Origin of the sequence: Aquirufa echingensis (genome assembly GCF_042714525.1) — a bacterium.
GTDB classification, from domain to species: domain Bacteria; phylum Bacteroidota; class Bacteroidia; order Cytophagales; family Spirosomataceae; genus Aquirufa; species Aquirufa echingensis.
Map to the genome: position 1 here is coordinate 26,569 of NZ_JBBKYA010000002.1, position 22,704 is coordinate 49,272.

General features: G+C 41.6%; 18 protein-coding genes. 4 read left to right on the top strand and 14 right to left on the bottom strand.

Annotated elements, in window-relative coordinates; genetic code table 11:
* Window positions 1-3: 3 nt before the first annotated feature.
* The 4 genes from odhB to SKC38_RS02890 all read right to left on the bottom strand — a co-directional run bounded on the left by odhB (window position 4) and on the right by SKC38_RS02890 (window position 6,395).
* Window positions 4-1,533, bottom strand: a complete 1,530-nt coding sequence (gene odhB / locus SKC38_RS02875; RefSeq protein WP_377974925.1) for a 2-oxoglutarate dehydrogenase complex dihydrolipoyllysine-residue succinyltransferase — start codon at window positions 1,531-1,533, stop codon at window positions 4-6.
* Between the two features lie 9 nt (window positions 1,534-1,542).
* Complete coding sequence (locus SKC38_RS02880) at window positions 1,543-4,266, bottom strand: 2-oxoglutarate dehydrogenase E1 component (RefSeq protein ID WP_377974927.1); 2,724 nt, start codon at window positions 4,264-4,266, stop codon at window positions 1,543-1,545.
* A 252-nt stretch (window positions 4,267-4,518) separates the two neighbouring features.
* Window positions 4,519-5,436, bottom strand: coding sequence for a type IX secretion system membrane protein PorP/SprF (locus SKC38_RS02885; protein ID WP_377974928.1), 918 nt, complete (start codon window positions 5,434-5,436; stop codon window positions 4,519-4,521).
* Window positions 5,433-6,395, bottom strand: a complete 963-nt coding sequence (locus SKC38_RS02890; RefSeq protein ID WP_377974930.1) for a DUF3667 domain-containing protein — start codon at window positions 6,393-6,395, stop codon at window positions 5,433-5,435. Before SKC38_RS02890 ends, SKC38_RS02885 begins: the two co-directional genes overlap by 4 nt.
* Before the next feature lie 91 nt (window positions 6,396-6,486).
* Here SKC38_RS02890 and htpG point away from each other — a divergent pair, with 91 nt between their 5' ends.
* Window positions 6,487-8,301 (top strand): molecular chaperone HtpG, encoded by a 1,815-nt coding sequence (gene htpG, locus SKC38_RS02895; RefSeq protein WP_377974932.1) that lies wholly within the window; start codon window positions 6,487-6,489, stop codon window positions 8,299-8,301.
* 147 nt (window positions 8,302-8,448) lie between these two features.
* Here the strand turns inward: htpG and SKC38_RS02900 are convergent, their stop codons facing one another.
* Together SKC38_RS02900 and SKC38_RS02905 are read right to left on the bottom strand one after the other, a co-directional pair.
* Window positions 8,449-9,048, bottom strand: a complete 600-nt coding sequence (locus SKC38_RS02900) for a T9SS type A sorting domain-containing protein (RefSeq protein WP_377974934.1) — start codon at window positions 9,046-9,048, stop codon at window positions 8,449-8,451.
* A gap of 93 nt (window positions 9,049-9,141) precedes the next feature.
* Complete coding sequence (locus tag SKC38_RS02905; protein ID WP_377974936.1) at window positions 9,142-10,674, bottom strand: OstA-like protein; 1,533 nt, start codon at window positions 10,672-10,674, stop codon at window positions 9,142-9,144.
* On the opposite strand from SKC38_RS02905, the gene tilS reads away from it, so the two are divergent.
* Window positions 10,666-12,063 carry a tRNA lysidine(34) synthetase TilS gene (gene tilS, locus SKC38_RS02910; protein WP_377974938.1) on the top strand — a complete coding sequence of 466 codons (1,398 nt, stop codon included), beginning with the start codon at window positions 10,666-10,668 and terminating at the stop codon, window positions 12,061-12,063. The two genes, SKC38_RS02905 and tilS, sit on opposite strands and share 9 nt — an antisense overlap.
* 152 nt (window positions 12,064-12,215) lie before the next feature.
* Here tilS and porD read toward each other — a convergent pair whose 3' ends face one another.
* From porD to SKC38_RS02950, 8 genes are all read right to left on the bottom strand, one after another.
* Window positions 12,216-13,124 (bottom strand): type IX secretion system protein PorD, encoded by a 909-nt coding sequence (gene porD, locus SKC38_RS02915; RefSeq protein ID WP_377974940.1) that lies wholly within the window; start codon window positions 13,122-13,124, stop codon window positions 12,216-12,218.
* A 21-nt stretch (window positions 13,125-13,145) separates the two neighbouring features.
* Window positions 13,146-13,463 (bottom strand): DNA-directed RNA polymerase subunit omega, encoded by a 318-nt coding sequence (locus tag SKC38_RS02920; protein ID WP_377975724.1) that lies wholly within the window; start codon window positions 13,461-13,463, stop codon window positions 13,146-13,148.
* A 61-nt stretch (window positions 13,464-13,524) separates the two neighbouring features.
* Window positions 13,525-14,415 (bottom strand): outer membrane protein assembly factor BamD, encoded by an 891-nt coding sequence (locus SKC38_RS02925; protein WP_377974941.1) that lies wholly within the window; start codon window positions 14,413-14,415, stop codon window positions 13,525-13,527.
* A gap of 18 nt (window positions 14,416-14,433) precedes the next feature.
* Complete coding sequence (locus SKC38_RS02930) at window positions 14,434-16,188, bottom strand: ABC transporter ATP-binding protein (RefSeq protein ID WP_377974943.1); 1,755 nt, start codon at window positions 16,186-16,188, stop codon at window positions 14,434-14,436.
* A complete protein-coding gene (locus tag SKC38_RS02935) occupies window positions 16,178-16,339 on the bottom strand; it encodes a FeoB-associated Cys-rich membrane protein (protein ID WP_315575735.1) in 162 nt (53 codons plus the stop codon). Before SKC38_RS02935 ends, SKC38_RS02930 begins: the two co-directional genes overlap by 11 nt.
* A gap of 2 nt (window positions 16,340-16,341) precedes the next feature.
* Window positions 16,342-17,145: an inositol monophosphatase family protein gene (locus SKC38_RS02940; RefSeq protein WP_377974945.1), complete on the bottom strand. Its 804-nt coding sequence runs from the start codon at window positions 17,143-17,145 to the stop codon at window positions 16,342-16,344.
* On the bottom strand, window positions 17,142-19,241 hold the full coding sequence (locus SKC38_RS02945) for a carboxy terminal-processing peptidase (RefSeq protein ID WP_377974947.1): 2,100 nt from the start codon (window positions 19,239-19,241) through the stop codon (window positions 17,142-17,144). Before SKC38_RS02945 ends, SKC38_RS02940 begins: the two co-directional genes overlap by 4 nt.
* A gap of 1 nt (window position 19,242) precedes the next feature.
* The gene (locus SKC38_RS02950) at window positions 19,243-19,995 is read right to left on the bottom strand and encodes an FKBP-type peptidyl-prolyl cis-trans isomerase (protein ID WP_377974949.1); all 753 of its coding nucleotides are present in this window, start codon (window positions 19,993-19,995) and stop codon (window positions 19,243-19,245) included.
* Window positions 19,996-20,226: 231 nt separating this feature from the next.
* Here SKC38_RS02950 and atpA point away from each other — a divergent pair, with 231 nt between their 5' ends.
* Both atpA and atpG read left to right on the top strand, forming a co-directional pair.
* Window positions 20,227-21,807, top strand: coding sequence for a F0F1 ATP synthase subunit alpha (atpA, locus tag SKC38_RS02955; RefSeq protein ID WP_377974951.1), 1,581 nt, complete (start codon window positions 20,227-20,229; stop codon window positions 21,805-21,807).
* Between the two features lie 12 nt (window positions 21,808-21,819).
* The gene (gene atpG / locus SKC38_RS02960; protein ID WP_377974952.1) at window positions 21,820-22,698 is read left to right on the top strand and encodes an ATP synthase F1 subunit gamma; all 879 of its coding nucleotides are present in this window, start codon (window positions 21,820-21,822) and stop codon (window positions 22,696-22,698) included.
* Window positions 22,699-22,704: the final 6 nt, after the last annotated feature.

A 22,704-nucleotide genomic window follows, 5' to 3' on the forward strand; every position in this document is an offset into this window, starting at 1 on the left:
TAATTAAATATCTAACAATAAACGAGCTGGATCTTCTAATAGTTGCTTTAAGCGAACTAAGAAACTTACCGACTCACGGCCATCGATGATGCGGTGATCATACGATAATGCCAAATACATGATTGGGCGAACAACGATTTGACCGTCAACAACCACAGGACGCTCTACGATATTGTGCATACCTAAGATCGCTACTTGTGGTGCATTGATGATCGGCGTTGAAAGCATCGAACCAAATACGCCACCATTCGTGATCGTAAATGTTCCGCCACTCATTTCTTCCAAACTCAATTTATTTTCACGTGCTTTCCCTGCTAAACGAACCACTTCGGATTCGATACCTGCCAAAGACAAGTTCTCCGCAGAACGAATCACGGGAACAACTAAACCTTTCGGAGCAGAAACCGCAATCGAAATATCGCAATAATCGTGGAACACGATTTCATCGCCATCGATCTTCGCATTCACCGAAGGGAATTCCTTCAAGGCCACGCAAACCGCTTTCGTGAAGAAGGACATAAAGCCTAAGCCTACGCCATGCTTCTCCTTGAATTTATCTTTGTATTTGCCACGTAAATCCATGACCGGCTTCATGTCCACCTCGTTGAAGGTTGTCAACATCGCCGTCTCATTTTTCACAGCGACCAAACGACGGGCCACTGTTTTACGCAATGAACTCATTTTCTCACGACGCGTTCCTCCTTGTGCCACTGCTGGCGAAGCCGCCGGAGCCGCTGCTGCTGGTGCAGCTGCCGCTGGTTTTGAAGCTGCCATCGCATCTTCTTTCGTGATACGTCCACCTACACCTGAACCCGCAACTGATGCTGCCGCAATTCCTTTTTCATCCAATATTTTGGCTGCTGCTGGCGAAGGATGTCCTGCGGCATAATTTGCATCTGAAGAAGCTGTTGCTGCTGGAGCCGCTGCTGCCGGAGCTGGAGCCGCCGCTGGTGCTGCTGAAACGGAACCACCTACAGTGATTTTCGCTAACAATCCTCCAATCGGAACCACAGAACCTGGCTGAGCAATTACCTCTAACACGCCTGCTGATTCTGCTGGTAATTCGAAGGTCGCTTTATCCGACTCTAATTCGCAAAGAACTTCATCCAAGGCAACTACATCCCCTGTTTTCTTGTTCCAAACCGAAACGGTAACTTCTGAAATAGACTCACCTACCGCCGGAACTTTAACTTCCAAAACGCTCGTTGGACCTGCTGCAGGTGCTGGTGCTGCTGCGGGTGCAGGAGCGGCAACGGCTGCTGGAGCTGCATCTGCCACAGTTACGGATGCTGTCGCACCGCCAGCCTCAATCGTGCAGATTACTGCACCAATTGGCAAAACATCTCCTTCTTTTGCCACAATGTGCAAAATACCTTCAGCCTCAGCTGGCAATTCAAATGTTGCTTTGTCCGATTCTAGTTCGCACAACACCTCATCTAATTTCACGTGGTCGCCTTCTTTCTTGTTCCAAGTGGCAACCGTTACTTCCGTGATTGACTCGCCCACCGCGGGCACTTTCATTTCTATAGCCATAATATTCGATTATTCAAATGCTCTGTTTATCAATGCTGCCTGCTCCTCTCCATGCACCTTTAAGAATCCTGTCGCCGGTGAGGCCGATTTCTTACGTGCGACTAATTTACTGAAACGTGACCAACCAAACTCACGAATCACATACGACCAATAGCCCATGTTTTCCGGTTCTTCTTGCACGTAGAATACCTCAGCTGATTTGTATTTCGCTAATTCTGCTTCCACTTGCTTCGTTGGGAATGGATGCAATTGCTCCAAACGGATAATTGCTACATCCTTACGCTTGTCTTTTTCTTGACGATCCAATAAATCAAAATATACTTTACCAGAACAGATCAACACGCGTTTTACTTTCGCTTTGTCTGCAAATTCATCTCCAATCACTTCTTGGAAAGAACCTTTCGTAAAGGCATCCATCTTCGAAACAACTTTGGGATGACGGAAAATAGACTTAGGCGACATCACAACCAATGGCTTGCGGAACTCCCAAGTTAATTGGCGGCGTAAAGCATGGAAAATATTCGCCGGCGTTGTCAAGTTGGCAATTACCATATTATTCTCCGCGGCTAATTGCAAGAAACGTTCCGGACGAGCATTTGAGTGCTCTGGCCCTTGTCCCTCGTAACCATGCGGCAACAACATCACTAAACCGTTTTGTGTTCCCCACTTCGACTCATGAGATGAAACGAATTGGTCAATCATCGTTTGAGCGCCATTGGCAAAATCCCCAAACTGTGCTTCCCAGATAACCAAGGCATTGGGATTTGCTAAAGCATAACCAAATTCATAACCCAAAACGCCGTATTCCGACAATAATGAATTATAGATTTGCGCTTTTTCCTGCTTATCTGAAATATGATTTAATGAACTGTAATTCTCGTTCGTGTTCGCATCATGCAATACGGCATGACGGTGCGAGAATGTACCACGTTGAACGTCTTGACCCGACAAACGAACTGCTTTGCCTTCAACTAATAAAGACCCATAAGCTAATAATTCAGCCGTAGCCCAGTTCAATTCGCCTTTTTCAAAAAATACCTTACGGTCAGCAATTACTTTTTCAATTTGCTTCAAGGCAACAAAACCCTTTGGCAAAACAGTAATCGCCTTCGCAACTTGATCAACAGTAGCTTGCGAAATAGCCGTATTAGGCGATTTTTCGAAATCTTTCTCCGTTGAGTAACGTAATTCCGACCAAGCATTATCCAATTTCAATGGAATGTATGGAGGGCGAACTTTTTGTTTTACCAAATCCAAACGTGCTTGCAACTCGGCTTTGAACTCGGCGTCCATTTGCTCCGCTAACTTCGCTTCGATTTCTCCTTGCTTAATTAATTTTTGCGTATAGATCTCGCGTGGATTCGGGTGATTCGTAATGTTGGCATACAACGTAGGCTGCGTAAAACGAGGCTCATCTGATTCGTTGTGTCCATTCCGACGGTAACAAACCATATCCACAAATACATCACGGCCAAACTCCTGACGGAATTCCGCAGCAATACGCGAAACGAAAACCACGGCTTCTGGATCATCTCCATTCACGTGGAATACCGGTGCGTCAATAATTTTGGCAACATCCGTGCAATAGATCGCCGAACGTGCATCTTCAAAATCTGTTGTAAAACCTACTTGGTTATTGATCACGAAGTGAATCGTTCCACCCGTTGAATAACCTTTCAATTTCGCCATTTGCGTCACTTCGTACACGATACCTTGGCCAGCGACCGCCGCATCTCCGTGAATCAAAATGGGCATTACTTTCGAATAATCTCCACTATAATGTGCATCAGCACTTGCCCGACAGAAGCCTTCAACTAAAGGATTCACCGCCTCTAAGTGGGATGGATTCGGTGCTAATTTCAAGGAAATTTCGCTACCGTTTGGCGAGATGTGCTTCGATGAATAACCTAAGTGGTATTTCACGTCACCATCGCCATGAATTTCGTTTGGCACATTTCCTTCGAAACCATCAAAGATCGATTCGTAAGATTTGTGCATAATATTCGCCAACACGTTCAAACGACCTCGGTGCGCCATACCAATCATGGCTTCCTTCACACCTAAGTCGGCCGACGTATTAATAATCGCATCCAAACCAGCGATGGTAGATTCTCCACCTTCGAGGCCGAAACGCTTTTGGCCTAAGTATTTTGTTCCTAAGAAATTCTCGAAAACAACTGCTTCGTTCAATTTCTGAAGGATATGTTTTTTCTTTTCAATCGAAGGATTGAAAGACAAAGCTTCTTTTTCAATTTTGTTACGCAACCACTCCTTCGTAGCTACCTCACGGATGTACGAATATTCAAAACCGATAGTTCCCGCATAAATTTTGTGCAAAGCATCTTGAATTTGACGCAAGGTCGCAGGTCCGATTCCTAAGAAAACACCCGCTTGAAATACGGTATCTAAATCAGCGTCAGAAAGTGCATAATCGGCCAAACCTAATCGAGGCTGACGGTCTTTGCGTTCCCGGACAGGATTCGTTTTAGACAACAAGTGTCCACGTGAGCGGAATGCTTTGATCAGCGAGATAACCGCCATTTCTTTTTGAACATGTGCAGAATCTGCAGCATTGCCCACCGGCGCGTCTGTTAACCAGGTTTGTGAAAAATCGAATCCCTTAAAGAAATCTCTCCAAGAGCTGTCTACGGAATTAGGGTCTTGTTTATATGCTTCGTACAAGTCAGCGATGACTTGGGTATCAGCATTGGCAACGTAGGAAAATGGATCCATAATGTAAAATTCTAGCCGTCGACTAGAAATAGTTTCAAACGTTATTGTTTTGGTTTAGGTTAATTTAATTCTCTCGAAAAAAAATCCTCGCAATTTAATATACTCTCGGCAATAAAACCCAACAATTCGGAGGTTTTTATACCATATAAGGGCACAAATTTCTTTGGAAAAAATCCTATTTATTCGCGCACTAAATAATTCTTTATTTATTCCAATTTTATCCTACCAAAGTCAAAGAAATCGCATAATTACTTAAGGCCGGAATTCTGCAATTTTTCCATTTCCTAAATCCACCTCATAACGGAGAAACAATTGATGAAATCCTGCCCGTTCGGAGGATACAGCTGAACCAAAACCTGCGGGATAATAAGCCGTGGATTCCCCTAAAAAATCATAGGCATATCCCAAGCGAAAATTCTTACCCAGCGCTACCTCAAAACTTCCTAACAATGCCTTGGAACCTAGTTCAGACCCTGTTTCTTGATACCAAATTCCTGCACCCAACTTTTCTTTCACCCAAAACACAGCATAATAATCCGCTTTCGTGGATTCTCGTTGGCTTCGAATAACCGTCCCCAGCTTTAAGGTATGTTGGGAAACATGTAAGATGTATTGCCCCGTCAAGTACAAAGGCTTATTTAAAGAACCATAACTCGATTCGAAGGAATTCGCAGGCGAACTAAAACCCAATTGAAAATCCCCGCGTTCATATTGTAGGCCCCAACCGTAATGACCACCCAAGACACTTGTTCCACTTTTTCCAATGATGGGAAATTGATTGACTCCTAATTCCAAACCCATTCGTAGATGATTCCCTCTTCCCCATTGCAATTGCTTCGACCCAACTGCCGCTAAACCCAAATTAGCTGCAATTCCACCTGAAGCCATGGCATAAGACTGATCCGTATTATAAGCCAAAAATCCGATGCCCCCTTTCTCTTGCGCGATAGGCATGTCGAAACTAAAATATTGTTGGGACGATGCTGTATTCGTAATCCCACCTTGAAACAATGGCTTTTTCCGATAAATACCTATCATCGAGGCGACGCCTTTGGCACCTGCCATGGCGGGATTGATACCCAAGGGCATAAAGGGATAAACCATGCGCAGGGATTCTTGTTGGGCGAAAACGACCGAACTACTCAATAAAAGTAGGATTAGAATTCTCACAGGCTAAAGAATGAAAAGATCAATAAACCAATAAAAATAAAAGCCAATAATATCTGTTGCATCAAAACCGCAAAGGCATAATAAATCATTGCCTTAGGCCAGGTTAATTGATAAAAGCGTTTGAAAGCGAATAAATAATAAACAAACCAAGCAAAAATCAACCATCCGGAAATTTGGCCAACTACAGCCCAGGAAGTCAACAATTTTACAATTCCAACGACCTCTACGAAGAAAAGGGTAATAAAATAACTGGTAGCCATGTGCAAAATGAATATGCCATGATGCATGTAGTAAAATCCTTTTCGTCTTATAAAAAGCAACTGTAAAATAAAAGCCAACAAGGGTAATGCGATAAAAAGCAGGGTAGACATTTTGTGCAACATGGTATCTACAAGCGCCTCGAGTAAATCCTCCGAATTTTTATATTCATTACCGATCGCATATACCTGTTTGACTAATTTCTGTTCAAATTCAGAATCACGTTTGGCTTCCGGTAATTTGTCCTGAAGTTTTTTGTAGTCTTCAAACGTTTTGGGATTTGCTTTTTGGTCTTGCATAAACCCATTTTTAAAAGCAATGACGGGGTAAGACAATTCTTTTTTACTCGAGTTTTCGGGTTCATGACTCAAACGTTTTTCAAGGGGATGAAAAACATAAAATAGACTAATAAAAAAGAAGGCTGAAGTGAATAAATAAAAGCGAATGGGATGTAGATAAACGGTTCTTTTGCCACGTAGGTATTCAGAGGATAAAAAACCCGGTTTTAGAAAAAGCTGCTTAATCGTGGTGAATAATTTACCATCATAGTGAAAAATATCTTCAACAAAATGGATTAACAAACTCCAAAAGGATTCATGGGGTTCACGATTTTCTTGACCGCAGTACGAACAAAAACGATCATGTACTTTTTGTCCACAATTAAGACAGGTTTGCTCTTGGCGTAAGGATGTATGTGACATAAAATTTCTGACAATATGACATTCCGATAGGTTTTGGATTAAGATTTGAACCATCGGATTCCAAATTTATGATTTTTAATCTCAATTAAACATGAAAGAAACAGGTAACATCTCCATTCACACTGAGAACATCTTCCCTATTATCAAGAAATTTCTCTATTCGGACCACGAGATTTTCCTTCGTGAGTTGGTTTCCAATGCGGTAGACGCCACCCAAAAAATCAAGCGATTGAGCTCCATAGGTGAATTCAATGGCGAGTTGGGTGATTTAAAAGTGCAGGTAAGCTTCGACAAAGACAAGAAAACGATCACGATTTCCGACAACGGAATCGGGATGACTGCCGAAGAAATTAAAAAATACATTAATCAAATCGCCTTCTCAGGCGCCACAGAATTTGTGGAGAAATACAAAGACCAAGGCGATGACAAAGGGATCATCGGTCATTTTGGCTTAGGATTCTATTCTGCTTTCATGGTTGCCAAAGAAGTGGAAATCATTTCGAAATCTTATCAAGATGGCGCCGAAGCAGCTCGTTGGATTTGCGATGGTTCAACCGAATATTCGATTAGTTCCGCCAAAAAGAAAACACGCGGAACGGATATCATTCTACACATCGCGGAAGATTCCGAGGAATTCTTGGAAGAATATCGTTTGAAATCCATCTTGGAAAAGTATGGCAAGTTCTTACCGATGCCGATTGAATTTCAAGAGAAAATTATCAACAACCCAAATCCGATTTGGACGAAGTCTCCGTCCGATTTAACAGACGAAGATTACCTACAATTCTACGATGAATTGTATCCGATGCAAGAAAAGCCCTTATTCTGGATTCATTTAAACGTGGATTACCCATTCAACCTAACAGGTATTTTATACTTCCCGAAAGTGAAGAATGAAATGCAGTTGCAGCGTGAAAAGATCCAATTATATAGCCGCCAAGTCTTCATCACCGACGAAGTCAAAGACATCGTACCCGAATTCTTGATGTTGTTGCATGGAGTCATTGATTCACCGGATATTCCATTGAACGTGTCTCGTTCCTTCTTACAAGCGGATTCAAATGTCAAGAAAATCAATTCGTACATCACGAAAAAAGTTGCGGATAAATTGGCCGACCTATTCAAGGCTGACCGTGCAGCATTCGAAGAGAAATTCGCGAATATTGGCTTATTCGTCAAATACGGAATGATTTCCGATGAAAAATTCATGGAACGCGCAACAAATTTTTGCTTAGTTCAAGATACGAATGACAAATATTTTACGTTAGACGAATACGCTGAAGAGGTTCAGGCAGCACAAACGGATAAAGATGGCAACAAAGTCTATCTCTATACGACTGACGAACAACAGCAAGATGCCTTTATTCAATCCGCCAAACAAAAAGAGTACTCAGTATTACGACTTGATTCCTTAATCGATAGTCATTTCATTCAAGCCATGGAAGCCAAATTGGAGAAAACCCAATGGAAGCGTGTGGATGCAGACCGAATTGATAAATTAATTGATACAGGAATCAACTTAGAAGCCATTCTGAGCGATACACAAAAAGAAAGTGTCAAGAAAGTATTCGAAGAAACCCTGAATGACAAACAAAAAGTCGTAGCCGTTGAGGCCATGTCTCCGGACGAATTACCTGCCATTGTTACCCAAAATGAGTTCATGCGCCGCATGAGTGAAATGTCGAAAAACGGCGGAGGCATGGGAATGTTTGGGGCGATGCCAACAACCTATAATATTACGGTCAATGCGAATCACCCGTTGATTGGCAAATTAGCGAGCTTAGAATCTGAAGAAGAGCAAAAAGCTTTAGCGAAGCAAATCTCAGATCTAGCTTTACTATCGCAGAATTTGTTGACGGGAGCTGATTTGACAGCGTTTATTAAGCGAACGATTGCTAATCAATAGTGTCGAGACGCGATACCTAAAAAGCCCCAGACTAAAGTCTGGGGTTATCCTAATTCTTTTATAACCCTAGGCTTCAGCCTAGGGAGTAGATGCGAAGTATCGCGTCTCTACAGAACCTGGATGGAATGACTTCCATCCAGGTTTTTTTTATACCCCTTTCCGAACAATAATTTTTTTGGTAGCGACCGACCGGCCATCTATCGACAATTGATATAGATACATCCCTGAAGAAAAATCGCGTAAGGAAATACGCAATGTTTTTTGATCTCTGTCAAGGGAAAATTCCTTCACTTGTTCTCCCAATACATTAAAAAAGCCAATTCGCAATTCCTGATTGCCTACAACCTGATAATCGATATCCAGAAAATCAGAAGCTGGATTAGGATAGGCATGCGAAACTTGAATACGGTCATTTAAAAACAAGTAATTCGGATTGTTGCTATTCTCTTCGACTAATTTACGATCCTGAACCTGCCCTACGATGTTTGTCGAGGAAGCTTTCGCAAAACTTGTCTTCATGATTTGCGTTAGGTATGAATTCTGCTTTAAATCAAGATTAGTCTGCAAAGCAGGATTCACATGAAATGAACGCTTAGCCAATAAAATTGGCAAAGTCACGCGCTGTGCTGTTCGTTGAATACTTAGTCTAGATTTCGATTTCCCATCATTTTGAGCATGCAGAAATACTGGACCAAGAAAGCCGAGCAGCAATGCAAAAAAGAAAGAATGACGTAAAGTTTGAATCATAAGGAAATCGAATGTTCAAAAGTAATTCATTATAGCTAAGAAAAAATACTACAATAGGTAAACGGTCAAAATCCAGTGACAAAAAGCCAAATTTTAAGGTTTTTTAACAGCGGGAGCCAGACGAACGCGCTCCATAATCTTCGGTAATGTAATTTTTTCTTTTGAGCGCCAATTAAATCCATCCAAATATTCGAGCTCATCTTTCCACTCCTTGGGAGGCACGAACCTGGCTTCAGGTTTCGTGATAAACGATATCTTATTGATTTTATTTTCTAGAAAAAAGAGGTTCATCCGACTGCATTCGACGCGATTCAAGCCTGTTGTATTTTTCTTATCATCCATGACATAATATACACTTTCACCATTGCCATCCACTTGGACTTTCTTCAATCGGGAATCATCTGCAAAAAATACCCACATTTTGCGTCCCTTAATTTGATTATAATGGGACGCAGAATCTTTTGAAATCACAAAGGAATGACCGCGCAAACGCATCTCACGCATTTTTTGATTGGTCATGTACATGGAAACCGAATCAGCCTGCAATTGGGAATCATTCGTCCATAGTAAAGGCTTTTGGTAAAAGTGAATAACCGAATCCTTGGTGTCATAACCGAGCGAATCACACTTCCCAGAGAAGTCAGATTTATAGATCAACACATGTTTGTAGGCATACAATTTTCGCGTTGAGTCCGTCTTATTTTGCATCGAAACCAAGGTATCAGCAGTCAAATACAAAGTGTCCTTTTCACCAATATTCCGCATCAGCGCGTGTCCATAGACCCGCGTGATTCCTGTTTTTCCAGCATAACGACCATGATCACCCGTCAAAACAACCTTTTGTTTTTGGCTTAAAAATTCAACACGTCCACGTGCAACCCCAATCTGTGTGGGGCTATCGTAAAACAGGGTATCGGCTGAAAGGATGTATTCGTCAGTTTTGGCTGTAGACCGACCGGTAAAATTCGAAACTTTGGTTTGCGTATTGTAAAAACCAGCGTTCGTTAAAACCGTATCTTTTTTCGTAATGATTTCCGTAGGAGCAATAAAATAGGCCTCTTTCGAAGCGGTATTGTACTTAAGCGAATCTGCTTGCAATTTTCCGCCTTCTTTGTCTAAGACGCGAACCTTTTCTTTGAATAAAAAGTTTTTGGTAACCGTATTGTAGAAACCTTCCTTACTTGACAAAGTTGATTTCTTATCCACAATCTTTGCACCAGAATGGTAAATAGCCATCCGAGAATTCATGTCATAATCTAGTTTATTCGTTGTTAGAATAATTGTATGATCGTCTAACTTGACCTTTCCGGAAATATAAGCTTGCCGCGTATCCCCAATGTACACTGCTGTATCACCCGTTATCGTCACCGTATCCGCTTGAATGATTTTCACATGCCCATAAGCTTCCACATTATTCGTGGTACTATTTAGGACTGCTTGATCGCATGCCAATGTTGTCGTTCCTTGTCGCAAAAAAACACGACCAATCAACGTTTTGCGCATGATTAACTCTTGTTGCATGCCATTGAGGCTGTCGGCGCGAATGACCTCCAACTGGCTTTGCGCGAGCAAGCAAGCTGGAAGCATCAAAAAGAAAAAGAGGAATAATCCGTATTTTTGCCGCATGTTCATCGCGAATCGTTAATTTCGCATCTTCAATTGAACGCGCAATTTACCAATTTTATGCTGGAAGATTTCATCCATTTTATCCAAAAAGAGAATTTATTTCAACCCGAAGACAAAATCCTAATCGCAGTTAGCGGGGGAATCGATTCGGTGGTTTTGGCCAAACTATTTTCATTGGCAAAATTCAATTTTGGAATTGCCCATGTGAATTTCAGTTTGCGTGGCGAAGAATCACTAGCCGATGAGGTATTTGTAAAGAAATTTGCCAAAACGCTCAAGGTCGACTACCACAGTATCGTTTTTGACACCAAAGCCTTTGCGGAGAAAGAAAAGATTTCCACGCAAATGGCTGCGCGATTGTTGCGGTATAATTGGTTTGAGGAAATTCGCCAACAAGCAGGATATCAATACATTGCGACGGCACATCATCAAATGGACAGCGCTGAAACTGTATTAATCAACTTAACACGAGGAAGTGGATTGGCTGGATTCCACGGTATACCCGTAAAAAATGGCCATATTATCCGACCAATGTTATTCGCCAACCAAGAACAAATATTCGATTTTGTTGTTGAGAAACATTTGGCATGGAGAGAGGATTCATCCAATGAATCCACGAAATACCAGCGTAATTTCATCCGTCATGAAATCATGCCCAAGTTTCAAGAGCTCAATTCAACCTTTGATGAAACCTTAGCACAAACGAGTGAGCGAATTCGGGATATAGAAGCCTGGATTCAAGAAGAATACGCGATGTGGCAAGAGTCTAATATTAAGAGCGACACAGCTAATAATTTATTTGTTCAATTAAATGTGAAGTCGGCCCGTGAAAAAGTCATGCAACAGCGTTGGCTCCAAAGTTTAGCATTCAACGGAGATCAAATCGCTCAAATCACGAATCACCCAGCAGATAAAGTAGGCAAGATTTTCGAATCCCCGTTATATACATTGAACATCGACCGGAACCAATGGGTTTTAAGCCCTAAGGACCAGTCGGAATACAAACCCATCTTAGTTCAAGAAGAAGATGAAATCATCGACTTGGGTTCGCAGGAATTACATATTTACGTAGAGGAAAAAACGGCTGATTTCAAAGTTCCAACTGAAGCAAATATTGCATGTCTCGATGCTGATAGCTTAACATTTCCGCTTGAAATCCGTAAGACGCAAGAAGGCGATTGGTTTTGCCCACTCGGGATGAATTCCAAGAAGCTGATTTCTGACTTCCTAACGGACAAAAAAGTGGCACTGAATATCAAGAAAACCACCTTATTAATGCTAAGCAAAGGTTCTGTGGCTTGGATAGTGGGTCACCGCATTGATAACCGATTCAAGGTTTCTGACAAAACGGAGACCGTGATGATTTTTGAATTAAAGTCGAAATCCTAGCTAGCTTTGGCTAAGTGGGTTCCACTCACATTTGGCAAACCTAGATCCACTCACTTTAATTAACTCAGTTCCACTCACCTTTGGCAAACCTGTTTTGAGGATTGCCAAAGGTACAGGAGAAAAAGTACTTCATTTCCCCTAAAACTGATAATCTACCTGATTAATTTCCGATAATTCTCTGTCCGAATTGGATCTAGCAAACTCAAATAAGCAAAGGCTTGTTGGCGCTCAGACACGCCCGCCTCATCCAAAATAGAAAAGATCTCCTCGCTTTTGGCATCAAAAAACACACGAATGCTCGCTGCGCCTGGGCGTATCTGATTAATCTGGCGAATCTGCATCAACAAATCCAAAATCCCCTTGCGTGCCTCATCTGGCTTATCCTTAAACGTATCCAAATACAAACGATGGTAGGTATAATTCACATCACGCATCCCTTGGATTTGTTGGTTCATCAAATTCTCCGAAATAGCGAAGCGAGAACGAATATCAGAAGCATTACCCCATCCAGTTCCTGAATTTTGGGCTAGATTCGTCAAATTCACCAATTTTTGTACAAAGGCCTCTCCCCCACGCAATCCCATCGAATCATAATGATAAGCCAAAGACAAATAGGCATAATAGGCCATCAATGAACTCAAATTATCAATAAAACTATTGTCATTGTAGGTGATTGGCGTACCTAACTGGTACTTAAAATTGAAATTTTTATCAACCATATTCAAGATGACCGTCTCATAAGAGGTTCCAAAAACGGGACGTAAAACCTGAATACGAGCATTGGCCTCAAAATCACCTTGTGAGCTCGCTTTGGTCAATAGAAGATTGATGTTGACTTTGATTTTTTCCTCGGGCGCAAAATTATCGTTTGACCAACGGCGGTTGGACAAAAAATCTTGAAGTGTACGCTGAAGTTCGGAATAAATTTGCGAGGATCCTCGCTGCTGATCGAGCTGTAATTGCTCGGTGTTAATCGTAACAGTTGCCTGTAGTTCTTGGGCTTTAGAGACCCAAGAACCGAGACATAGAATCGCGAATAAAAGTATGCGAATGGATTTCATATGAAATCAAACGAAAAAAGATTAGTTTTCGTCTGTTCCCTCTGTACGTGCTCTGAAATCTACTTTGTTAGCCAAAAACTCATCGATTGCAATTGCACTCGGCTTTGGCATACGCTCATAGTATTTCGAGATTTCGATCTGCTCACGGTTTTCAAAAATCTCCTCCAAATTATCTACAGACGAAGCAAACTCAGATAACTTACCTGATAATTCCTCCTTCATTTTGCTTGAAATCTGACGAGCACGTTGTCCAATAATGGAAATAGACTCATATGTATTACCTGTCTTTGCAGCAATTTTATCTACATCACGCGTAATGATCGATGGATTGGTTTGGATCTTAGACATCTCTTTGAATTTTAATTAAGGTTGCAAAAATAAGATAATTTTCTGAAATAAACTATTGAGGACTCGTGGTCAATTTTGACGTATTCGACTTCTCTTTTTCTAGTAAAGCTTTCTGCTCCGCTTCCAACTTCGCAATTCGCTCCACCTCCTGGTTGCTCTTCTCGTACATCTTCTCCGCGTCCTTCAAAAATGCACTTTGCGGATATTTATCCACTAATTCTAAATAAAATTTCGACGCATCGGAAAAACGTTCCTTTTGCTTCGATTCAATCGTACTGTTTGCCAAATCAAATTGAGCCAAAACCTTTAAGTAAGCCATTTCCTCATTATAATCTGAATCTGGAAAGTCTCGCTGAAAGTTTGTAATCTCAATCACAGATGATTTCAATGAAGCAATATTAAATGAAGATGTCTTGTGATACAATTTGGCCTTTTCGTAGGCCTTACGTTCCAATTTACGACGCAATTCCTTAATCATATTCGAACACTCATCCTTGAATTTGGTATCCGGATAATTATTCAAATAGCTCTGCAATTCATTGATCGCTGTTAAGGTCCCCGTTTGGTCTAAATTGAAATTAGGAGAATCTTTATACATGGAAAATGCCGACATATATATCGCCTCTTCCGCATATTCACTGCGCGAGAAAACCTCGTAAAACTTCTTAAAATGGGCATTCGCAACAGTATAATTTCCTAAATTAAAATCACAATAGGCTTGGTAATATGTAGCCATTTCCTGCGTAGAATCCCCCTTCATCAAAGGTAGAATCTCATCAAATAAGATGCTAGCCTTATCAAAATCCTTCTTTTTATAGTAGTCCACAGCCGCCTTGTATTTAACAGGCAAACTTGCACTCTTACGGAACTTCTCGAACTTACCGCATGAACTCAAACCAAGGATTGCGATAAAACCAACTAGTATATAATTTTTCAATTTCATAAGCCTCAAATATACGGATTAATTACGACTAAATTGTAAATGATACAATTGAGCATACAATCCTACTTGCTTCAATAATTCCTCGTGTGTACCGCGTTCTTTAATTTCTCCTTTATCTATCACCAAAATTTGATGCGCATTTCGAATCGTCGACAAGCGATGCGCAATAACAACGGCTGTTCTTCCTTGCATCAAAGTTGCAATGGCTTGTTGGATCATCCCCTCCGACTCCGAGTCAACCGATGAAGTTGCTTCATCCAAAATAATAATCTTCGGATCATGCACCATGGCACGTACAAAGGAGATCAATTGGCGCTGACCCACACTTAGAGTCGCCCCACGCTCCATCACTTCATAAGCATATCCTCCCGGCAAGGACATAATAAAATCATGCACACCTACCGCTTTAGCAGCCTCTTCAATCTTCTTTTGCGAAATAGACTCATCACCTAAATGAATGTTGTAGGCGATAGATGCACTAAATAAAAATACATCCTGCAAAACAACGGCTATGTTCTTTCGCAAACTATGAATCTCATAGTCAGGCAAAGCAACACCATCGATACGAATTTCTCCTTTTTGGCAATCATACATACGACCCAATAATCCAATAATAGATGATTTACCAGCACCTGTTGCACCTACAATCGCTAAGGTTTGTCCGGAAGGAACTTCAAAACTCACCTGCTTCACAACCCACTCGGGTTCATTGTAAGCAAAAGTCACCTTGTCAAATACGATGTCTCCTTTGAGTTTATCTGCTAAAATCTTCCCATTATTCTGAATGTAATCTTTGGAGTCCAACAAGGTCAAAATACGCTCTGTCGAAACAATGCCCATTTGCAGTGTATTAAAACGATCTGCCAACATCCTGATCGGTCGGAAAAATAGGTTAATGAACATGATGAAGGCAGTCAACGTACCCACCGTGATTTGTTCCTTCAAAATATAAGTCGAAGCCATCCAAACCACGAAACCGGATCCTACTGCTGAAATCACATCCGCTACTGGAAAATACACGGAATAAGCTAAAATACCCCGAATATTCGCATCGCGATGATCTTGATTAATTTGATTAAACTTGGCTAATTCCCGCTTTTCTGCATGAAATAATTGCACAATCATCATCCCTGAAATATGCTCTTGAACAAAGGAATTTAAGTTCGCTACCGCAACGCGAACTTCATTAAAGGATTTCTTGATGTATTCTTTGAACACATAAGTAGAGAACACCATGAATGGAACCGTGGCCAAGATTACCAAAGTCAAACGCCAATCCGTGAAGAACATGACGCCAATAATCAAAAACAATTGCAACAAATCCCCCGCAATAGATGCTAATCCTTCTGAAAACACATCATTCAAGGTCTCGATATCTGAGACCGTTCGTGTCACCAAACGACCGATGGGCGTGGCATCAAAAAAAGCTAATTTCAAATCGACGATTTTGGCATACAATTGAACACGAATATCCCGAATGACCGTTTGACCTAAATAACCTGCTAGATAACTCGTAGAAAACTGCAATCCTGTTTGTGCGAATAGCACGGCAATCATGATGAAAAACATGCGAAGCAAGTCGGCCATTTTATCCAAACTCACAAAATTATCCAGCGTGTAACGAATCATCAAGGGAATCACAGGTGACACCCCTGCCATGCACAAAATCAAGCCCACGAGAAACCAGAACCGAAATTTATAAGGCTTGATAAAGCCATAAATCCGTCGGATAATCTGCAAATCAACAATTTTTCCGCTTTCCTTATCTTTCAATGGATTCGATTTTATCGAGTGAACTGGCTGCACAAGTACCGCAACCTTTGGCGCATTGACCCGCCGTTTTACCCCAAAATTGTTGATACACCAATCTACCTAAATAGAATAGTGCTGCTGCAAATACCAAGAAGATGATTATTTGTTCCATGCTTAATCAACAAACCATTTGGCCTGTAAAGTTCCTAAAAATTCATCAAATATAGGCCCCGCTCCAATTATTTCTCCTTCAAAGATCACGGCATCTCCCCCACTAAAATTAGTCACTCGTCCGCCGGCTTCTTCAATAATTATCTTTCCTGCCGCGACATCCCAAGGTTTTAAATTTGCTTCGAAAAAGCCCTCAAATCGACCGCAAGCTGTATATGCTAAATCTATTGCAGCTGCACCCATCCGGCGTAAACCATGGGAAGTGCGCATCAATTCCTTTAATAAAGCCAGATATTGATCCTGATATGAAAAATCGTAATATGGAAATCCCGTAGCTAATAAACTCTTGCTCATGAAAGCTTGTTGGGACACCTGAATCACATGCTCATTCAAATAGGCTCCATGTCCTTTCGCCGCATAAAACAATTCATCACGATTAGGTTCATAAATCAGACCTAAAATTGGTTGTTTCTGATAAATCAAGCCAACCGAAACGGCATAAATGGGCAAGCGATGCAAGAAATTGGTGGTACCATCCAAAGGATCGATAACCCAATAATAGCCGTCGCCCACTTCACTGTAATCGGAAGCCGATTCTTCAGCGACAAAACCCGCTTCGGGGAAAATCGCCGACAAGCCTTCTTTCAAACGCGCTTCGGCCGTTTGGTCCACAAAAGAAACCAAATCATTCGTTCCTTTATATTGGATATCTGATTCGCCAATGTTGTTCACCATGGACTGAATCCAAACACCCGTTTCACGCACGATGGGTTTGGCATTTTCCAGAATGAGAGCTAAATCAATCATTTTACTTTGGCAATTTTGTGCGCACCTGATGAAATCCAATCGGATAAAATCTGTTGGGTTTCTTTTAAATATGCATCCTTAGCATGCTTATCTGCAGCTTTCTCTTTCTTATCTTTATCTCCAGCTGTCTCTTCGGTTCCTCCTAAAGCATCCATCACCGCTTGTGACTCATCCGGTTTTTTCTTCTGCTCATCTAATTCCTTCTTCCGCTTATCGAAATTCAGTGAAATGGAATTTTGCTCCTTGATTTTCTTCCAACGCTCAAAATCTTGTTTCAATTTGATCAAATCAGGCTTTGTCTTTAGACGAGTCTGGAATGCCGCTTGTAAATGTGCCAAAGCCGGCGCTACAATCGTATTCGTAGGCGTGTAAGCTGTTGTTGGTATCATATCCCAAGGCAAAGCCGAAGGCTGTGAACTCTCCCCAAACTCCTCAGCCGAAAATGCTGAAGGCAAAGCAAAATCAGGACTAACGCCTTTATGCTGCGTAGAGGAACCATTCACACGATAAAATTTCTCCAGGGTAATTTTCAATTGGCCTACCGGATCTTTTTCATTCGCCATGTAGTTGTCTAAATCGATCACCGACTGTACCGTACCTTTTCCATACGATTGTTCACCTACGATAATTCCACGCTTGTAATCTTGAATCGCGGCAGCAAAAATTTCAGATGCTGAAGCAGAAAAACGATTGATCATAATCGCCATCGGGCCATCATAAACTTGAGCAGGGTCGCGGTCGATTTCTTGAGAAATTTTACCGTCCGACTGCTTGCGCTGAACGACAGGCCCTTTCGGAATAAATAAACCTGTTAATTCGACAGCTTCCACTAAGGAACCACCTCCATTATTACGCAAGTCGATGACAAGCCCATCAATTCCTTCTTGTTTGAATTCATTCAAAAACTTGCGGACATCCGCGGAAGTCGATTTAAAATCAGCCTCACGCTTACGAGCTCCTTCAAAATCACGGTAGAACATCGGAATCGTAATCAAACCTAATTTATAGGTAGACGCCCCCTGCTTGAAATTCAAAATTTCTTTCTTGGCAGTCTGCTCTTCTAATTTGATTTTCTCACGTACAATTCGAACCTCGGTAGTTGGCGACCCAGTAACTCCTGACCCCGGCAAAATCTTCAAACGAACGACAGTTCCTTTGGGACCGCGAATTAATTTGACTGCATCATCTGTAAACCAACCAATCACATCCACGAACGCACCATCATCCCCTTGGGCAACACCTACGATGCGATCTTTGGGATTAATTTGTTTAGACCGAAACGCAGGCCCACCGGGAACTAAATCTTGAATGGTTACATAATCCCCTTCCAAACGGAGCGTTGCTCCAATGCCCTCAAAACTTTGGGCCATATCCTTATTGAACTCTTGAGCCGCCTTCGGAATCATATAGGAAGTATGCGGATCGATGCTTTCCGTGTATGCATTCATGAAAACCTGAAAAACATCTTCTGCACGCGTACGTGCCATGTATTTGGCCGAACGCTTATAACGATCATTCAATTCACGTACAGCCGTTGTATCCGCTTTGCCTCCGATTTTCCAATCTAACAATTGACGCTTCACGTCTTTGCGCCAGTAATCATCCAATTCAGCAGTAGATTTTGCCCAAGCTGCTTTTTCGCGATCGGGTTGATAGGCTTCGTCGATGTTAAAATCCATCGGCTGTTTAATCACCTTATCTACATAAGCAAAACGCTCCAACATGCGCTTCTGATATAGATTATAAATCTGAAAAGCCGATGTTAAATCCCCTAAATTCAATTGCTCATCAATCGTGTAGCGGTATTTCTCAACTTCTTCAATATCTGAAGCAATAAAATACGCTTTGTTCGGATCCAAATCTTTTAAATAAGCATCAAAAATTTTCGAAGACAAGGAATCGTTGACAGGAACTTTCCGATAATGGTAATTGCTCAAGATACCAAAAACCAAGCGCTCCACCTTTCGCTGTGTATCCGTAGGTTGCAGGTCGCCCTGTTGGTAGGTTGCCACCTCCAATTTACCTTGCGTTTTCCCGTGAAGAAAAACGACAACTAAAAGTGATAGCGGGATTAATATCGGAAGTATCCTTTTCATGTTATTCTTTTTCGATCGCTAATAATTCCACTTCAAATACCAAGGCAGAATAAGGCTTGATTGTTTGACCACCTCCGCGAATGCCATAAGCTAATTCTTGAGGAATGTATAATTTAAACTTAGAACCTACAGGCATTAATTGAAGCGCTTCCACCCAACCCGGAATAACACCTGAAACTGGAAAAGAAACAGGCTCGCCGCGTTGAACAGATGAATCAAACACTGTTCCGTCGATCAATGTTCCATGGTAATGGGTTTTAACTTTGTCGGAAGCTTTTGGCTTAGGACCATCCCCCATTTTAAGGACTTTGTATTGCAAACCGGTTGCTGTCGTGATAACAGAATCTTTGGTTTTATTTTCAGCTAGGAACTTCTCTCCGGCGATGCGGTTAGGTTCAAATTGTTTTGCCTGCTCAGCTGCTTGTGCTTGTTGGTTTTTCATCATAAAGTTGTTCATAACGCTTTGGCATTCTTGCTCGCTGATCAACAAGGTCCCCCCCGAAGTAACGGAAGCAAAACCTTTTGCAACCATTTCCGGATTTAAGGTCACTTTTTGCGATTTGAAATTTTGGGCAACTAATACACCAACTGCATAAGAAACGGAGTCGATCGATGAGTTAAAAGGCTTGACAGGAACTTTCGAAACAGTCAGAGCAACTTTGGTTTTTGTTTTCGGCTTTGTTTGAGCGAAAGACGCGAAAGTAAGGCAAGAGATGCTAGCGAAAAGCGCAGCACGAAGAAATGACAATTGCATAGTTATCGATTTAAATCAAAATAAAGTTTCGAAGATACACGAAAATTGTGGCTCACTCAACAAAATTAACGGCATTTAACAGGTAGAAATTATCCACGAAATCTTGAATCTAAAAAAAGTCTTATGATTAAGCTCATTTTTTGCCGAAGTTATGGGAATATTGAAATTTCCTAGCTAATTTTGCACCCGAAATTATATAGTCAAAAATTAAACTCTTCATAAAACTTTAGTATGGCATCAGTAAGACCAGATGAGGTTTCGGCAATTTTGAGAGAACAATTATCTCAAGCGAAAACTCAAGCAGAATTAGAAGAAATAGGCACTGTACTCCAAGTGGGTGATGGTGTGGCTCGTATTTATGGCCTTTCCAATGTACAAGCAGGTGAATTGATCGTTTTCGAAAACGGTTTGAAAGCCTTAGCCTTGAACTTAGAGGAGGACAATGTAGGAGCTGTACTTTTAGGTGACTCTAGCCAAATCAAAGAAGGCGATACCGTTAAGCGTACCAATTTAATTGCCTCTGTAAAGGTAGGTGATGGTATCTTAGGACGTGTGGTTAACACATTAGGTGAGCCAATCGATGGTAATGGACCTATCGCTGGTACTTTATACGAAATGCCTTTGGAGCGTAAAGCACCTGGAGTAATTTTCCGTCAACCGGTAACAGAACCATTGCAATCAGGTATCAAGGCAATTGATGCGATGATTCCAGTAGGTCGTGGCCAACGTGAGTTGGTGATCGGTGACCGTCAAACAGGTAAAACAGCTGTTTGTATCGATACAATCATTAATCAAAAAGAATTCTACGATAAAGGAGAGCCTGTATTCTGTATTTATGTAGCGATTGGTCAAAAGGCTTCTACTGTGAAGCAAGTTGAGCAAACTTTACGTAAAGCAGGTGCGATGGAATATACAGTAATCGTTTCGGCGACGGCTGCAGATCCAGCTCCAATGCAATTCTATGCGCCATTTACAGGTGCGGCAATCGGTGAATTCTTCCGTGATACAGGTCGTCCAGCTTTAGTTGTATATGATGACTTATCAAAACAAGCGGTAGCATACCGTGAAGTTTCCTTGTTGTTACGTCGTCCACCAGGACGTGAGGCGTACCCAGGTGACGTTTTCTACCTACACTCTCGTTTATTGGAGCGTGCTGCGAAAATCAACAATTCAGATGAAATCGCACGTAACATGAACGACTTGCCTGAGTCAATCAAAGGTATCGTCAAAGGTGGTGGTAGCTTAACAGCCCTTCCAATCATTGAAACACAAGCGGGTGACGTTTCGGCATATATCCCAACCAACGTAATTTCGATTACAGATGGTCAAATCTTCTTGGAAACGAACTTGTTTAACGCAGGTATTCGTCCAGCGATCAACGTAGGTATCTCGGTGTCTCGTGTAGGTGGTAACGCACAGATCAAATCCATGAAGAAAGTAGCAGGTACATTGAAATTGGATCAAGCACAATTCCGTGAGTTAGAAGCTTTCGCGAAGTTTGGTTCTGATTTGGATGCATCTACAAAATTAACGATTGACCGTGGTCGTCGTAACTTAGAGATGTTAAAGCAACCTCAATTCGCACCACAACCTGTGGAGGAGCAAGTTGCGATGATTTATTTAGCAACTACAGGTAACTTAGATAACGTACCAGTAGAAAAAGTTCGTGAATTCGAACAAGATTTCATTCAAGTATTGCGTGCGACTGAGAAAGCAACTTTGGTAGCTTTAGGTCAAGGAAAATACGATGATACCTTAACCGCTACTTTGAAGCGTGTAGGTAATGAAGTAGCAGCTAAATACAAAGCATAAAATTAGAATACTATGGCTTCCTTAAAAGAAGTAAGAAATAGAATTGTATCCGTTAACTCGACGCAACAAATCACCAAAGCCATGAAAATGGTTTCGGCCGCTAAGTTGCGTCGTGCGCAGGATGCTATCCACCAAATGCGCCCTTACGCTAAGAAATTAGCGGAAATGATTGCAACAGTTTCTGCTCAAACAGAAGCTGGCGCAGAAAATCCTTTTACAGAGGTGCGTGAAATCAAACGTGCATTAATCATTGTAGTAACTTCGGACCGTGGACTTTGCGGCGCATTCAATGCGAACGTAGGAAAAGCGGCGATGGCTTTGGTACAAGAGAAATATGCCGACTTGCACGCAGCTGGTCAAGTGGAGATTTTATCATTAGGTAAAAAAGGTGCTGAATATTTATCTCGTCGGGGATACAACGTGAACGAAGCCCATACGGACATCTTCACGCGTTTGAACTTTAACAACGTTCGTGAAATTGGTGATGCCGTTTTGACATCATTCACGGAAAAGAAATTTGATGTAGTAGAAGTAATTTTCAACTACTCAAAGAACGTTGCGACGCAGATTATTCAAACAGAACAATTACTTCCTTTAGTAGCTTCAGAATCTAGCGATAAAGTGAGTGCTGTGGATTACATCTTTGAGCCTTCTGAGGAGCAAATCATTTCGGAATTAATTCCTAAGTCTATCAAATTATCTATTTTCCGTGCTTTATTGGAGTCCAATTCATCTGAACATGGCGCTCGTATGACAGCGATGGATAAGGCAACTGATAATGCTGGGGAATTAATCAAGGCATTGAAATTAGAATATAACCGTTCACGCCAAGCAGCTATTACGAAGGAAATCCTTGAGATCGTAGGGGGTGCTGAAGCATTATCAGCCTAAAATAAG

Coding starts and splice junctions, on each gene's coding strand:
- odhB (WP_377974925.1), bottom strand. CDS start 1,533: ATGGCTATAGAAATGAAAGTGCCCGCGGTGGGCGAGTCAATCACGGAA.
- SKC38_RS02880 (WP_377974927.1), bottom strand. CDS start 4,266: ATGGATCCATTTTCCTACGTTGCCAATGCTGATACCCAAGTCATCGCT.
- SKC38_RS02890 (WP_377974930.1), bottom strand. CDS start 6,395: ATGTCACATACATCCTTACGCCAAGAGCAAACCTGTCTTAATTGTGGA.
- htpG (WP_377974932.1), top strand. CDS start 6,487: ATGAAAGAAACAGGTAACATCTCCATTCACACTGAGAACATCTTCCCT.
- SKC38_RS02900 (WP_377974934.1), bottom strand. CDS start 9,048: ATGATTCAAACTTTACGTCATTCTTTCTTTTTTGCATTGCTGCTCGGC.
- SKC38_RS02905 (WP_377974936.1), bottom strand. CDS start 10,674: ATGCGGCAAAAATACGGATTATTCCTCTTTTTCTTTTTGATGCTTCCA.
- porD (WP_377974940.1), bottom strand. CDS start 13,124: ATGAAATCCATTCGCATACTTTTATTCGCGATTCTATGTCTCGGTTCT.
- SKC38_RS02925 (WP_377974941.1), bottom strand. CDS start 14,415: ATGAAATTGAAAAATTATATACTAGTTGGTTTTATCGCAATCCTTGGT.
- SKC38_RS02935 (WP_315575735.1), bottom strand. CDS start 16,339: ATGGAACAAATAATCATCTTCTTGGTATTTGCAGCAGCACTATTCTAT.
- SKC38_RS02940 (WP_377974945.1), bottom strand. CDS start 17,145: ATGATTGATTTAGCTCTCATTCTGGAAAATGCCAAACCCATCGTGCGT.
- SKC38_RS02945 (WP_377974947.1), bottom strand. CDS start 19,241: ATGAAAAGGATACTTCCGATATTAATCCCGCTATCACTTTTAGTTGTC.
- SKC38_RS02950 (WP_377974949.1), bottom strand. CDS start 19,995: ATGCAATTGTCATTTCTTCGTGCTGCGCTTTTCGCTAGCATCTCTTGC.
- atpA (WP_377974951.1), top strand. CDS start 20,227: ATGGCATCAGTAAGACCAGATGAGGTTTCGGCAATTTTGAGAGAACAA.
- atpG (WP_377974952.1), top strand. CDS start 21,820: ATGGCTTCCTTAAAAGAAGTAAGAAATAGAATTGTATCCGTTAACTCG.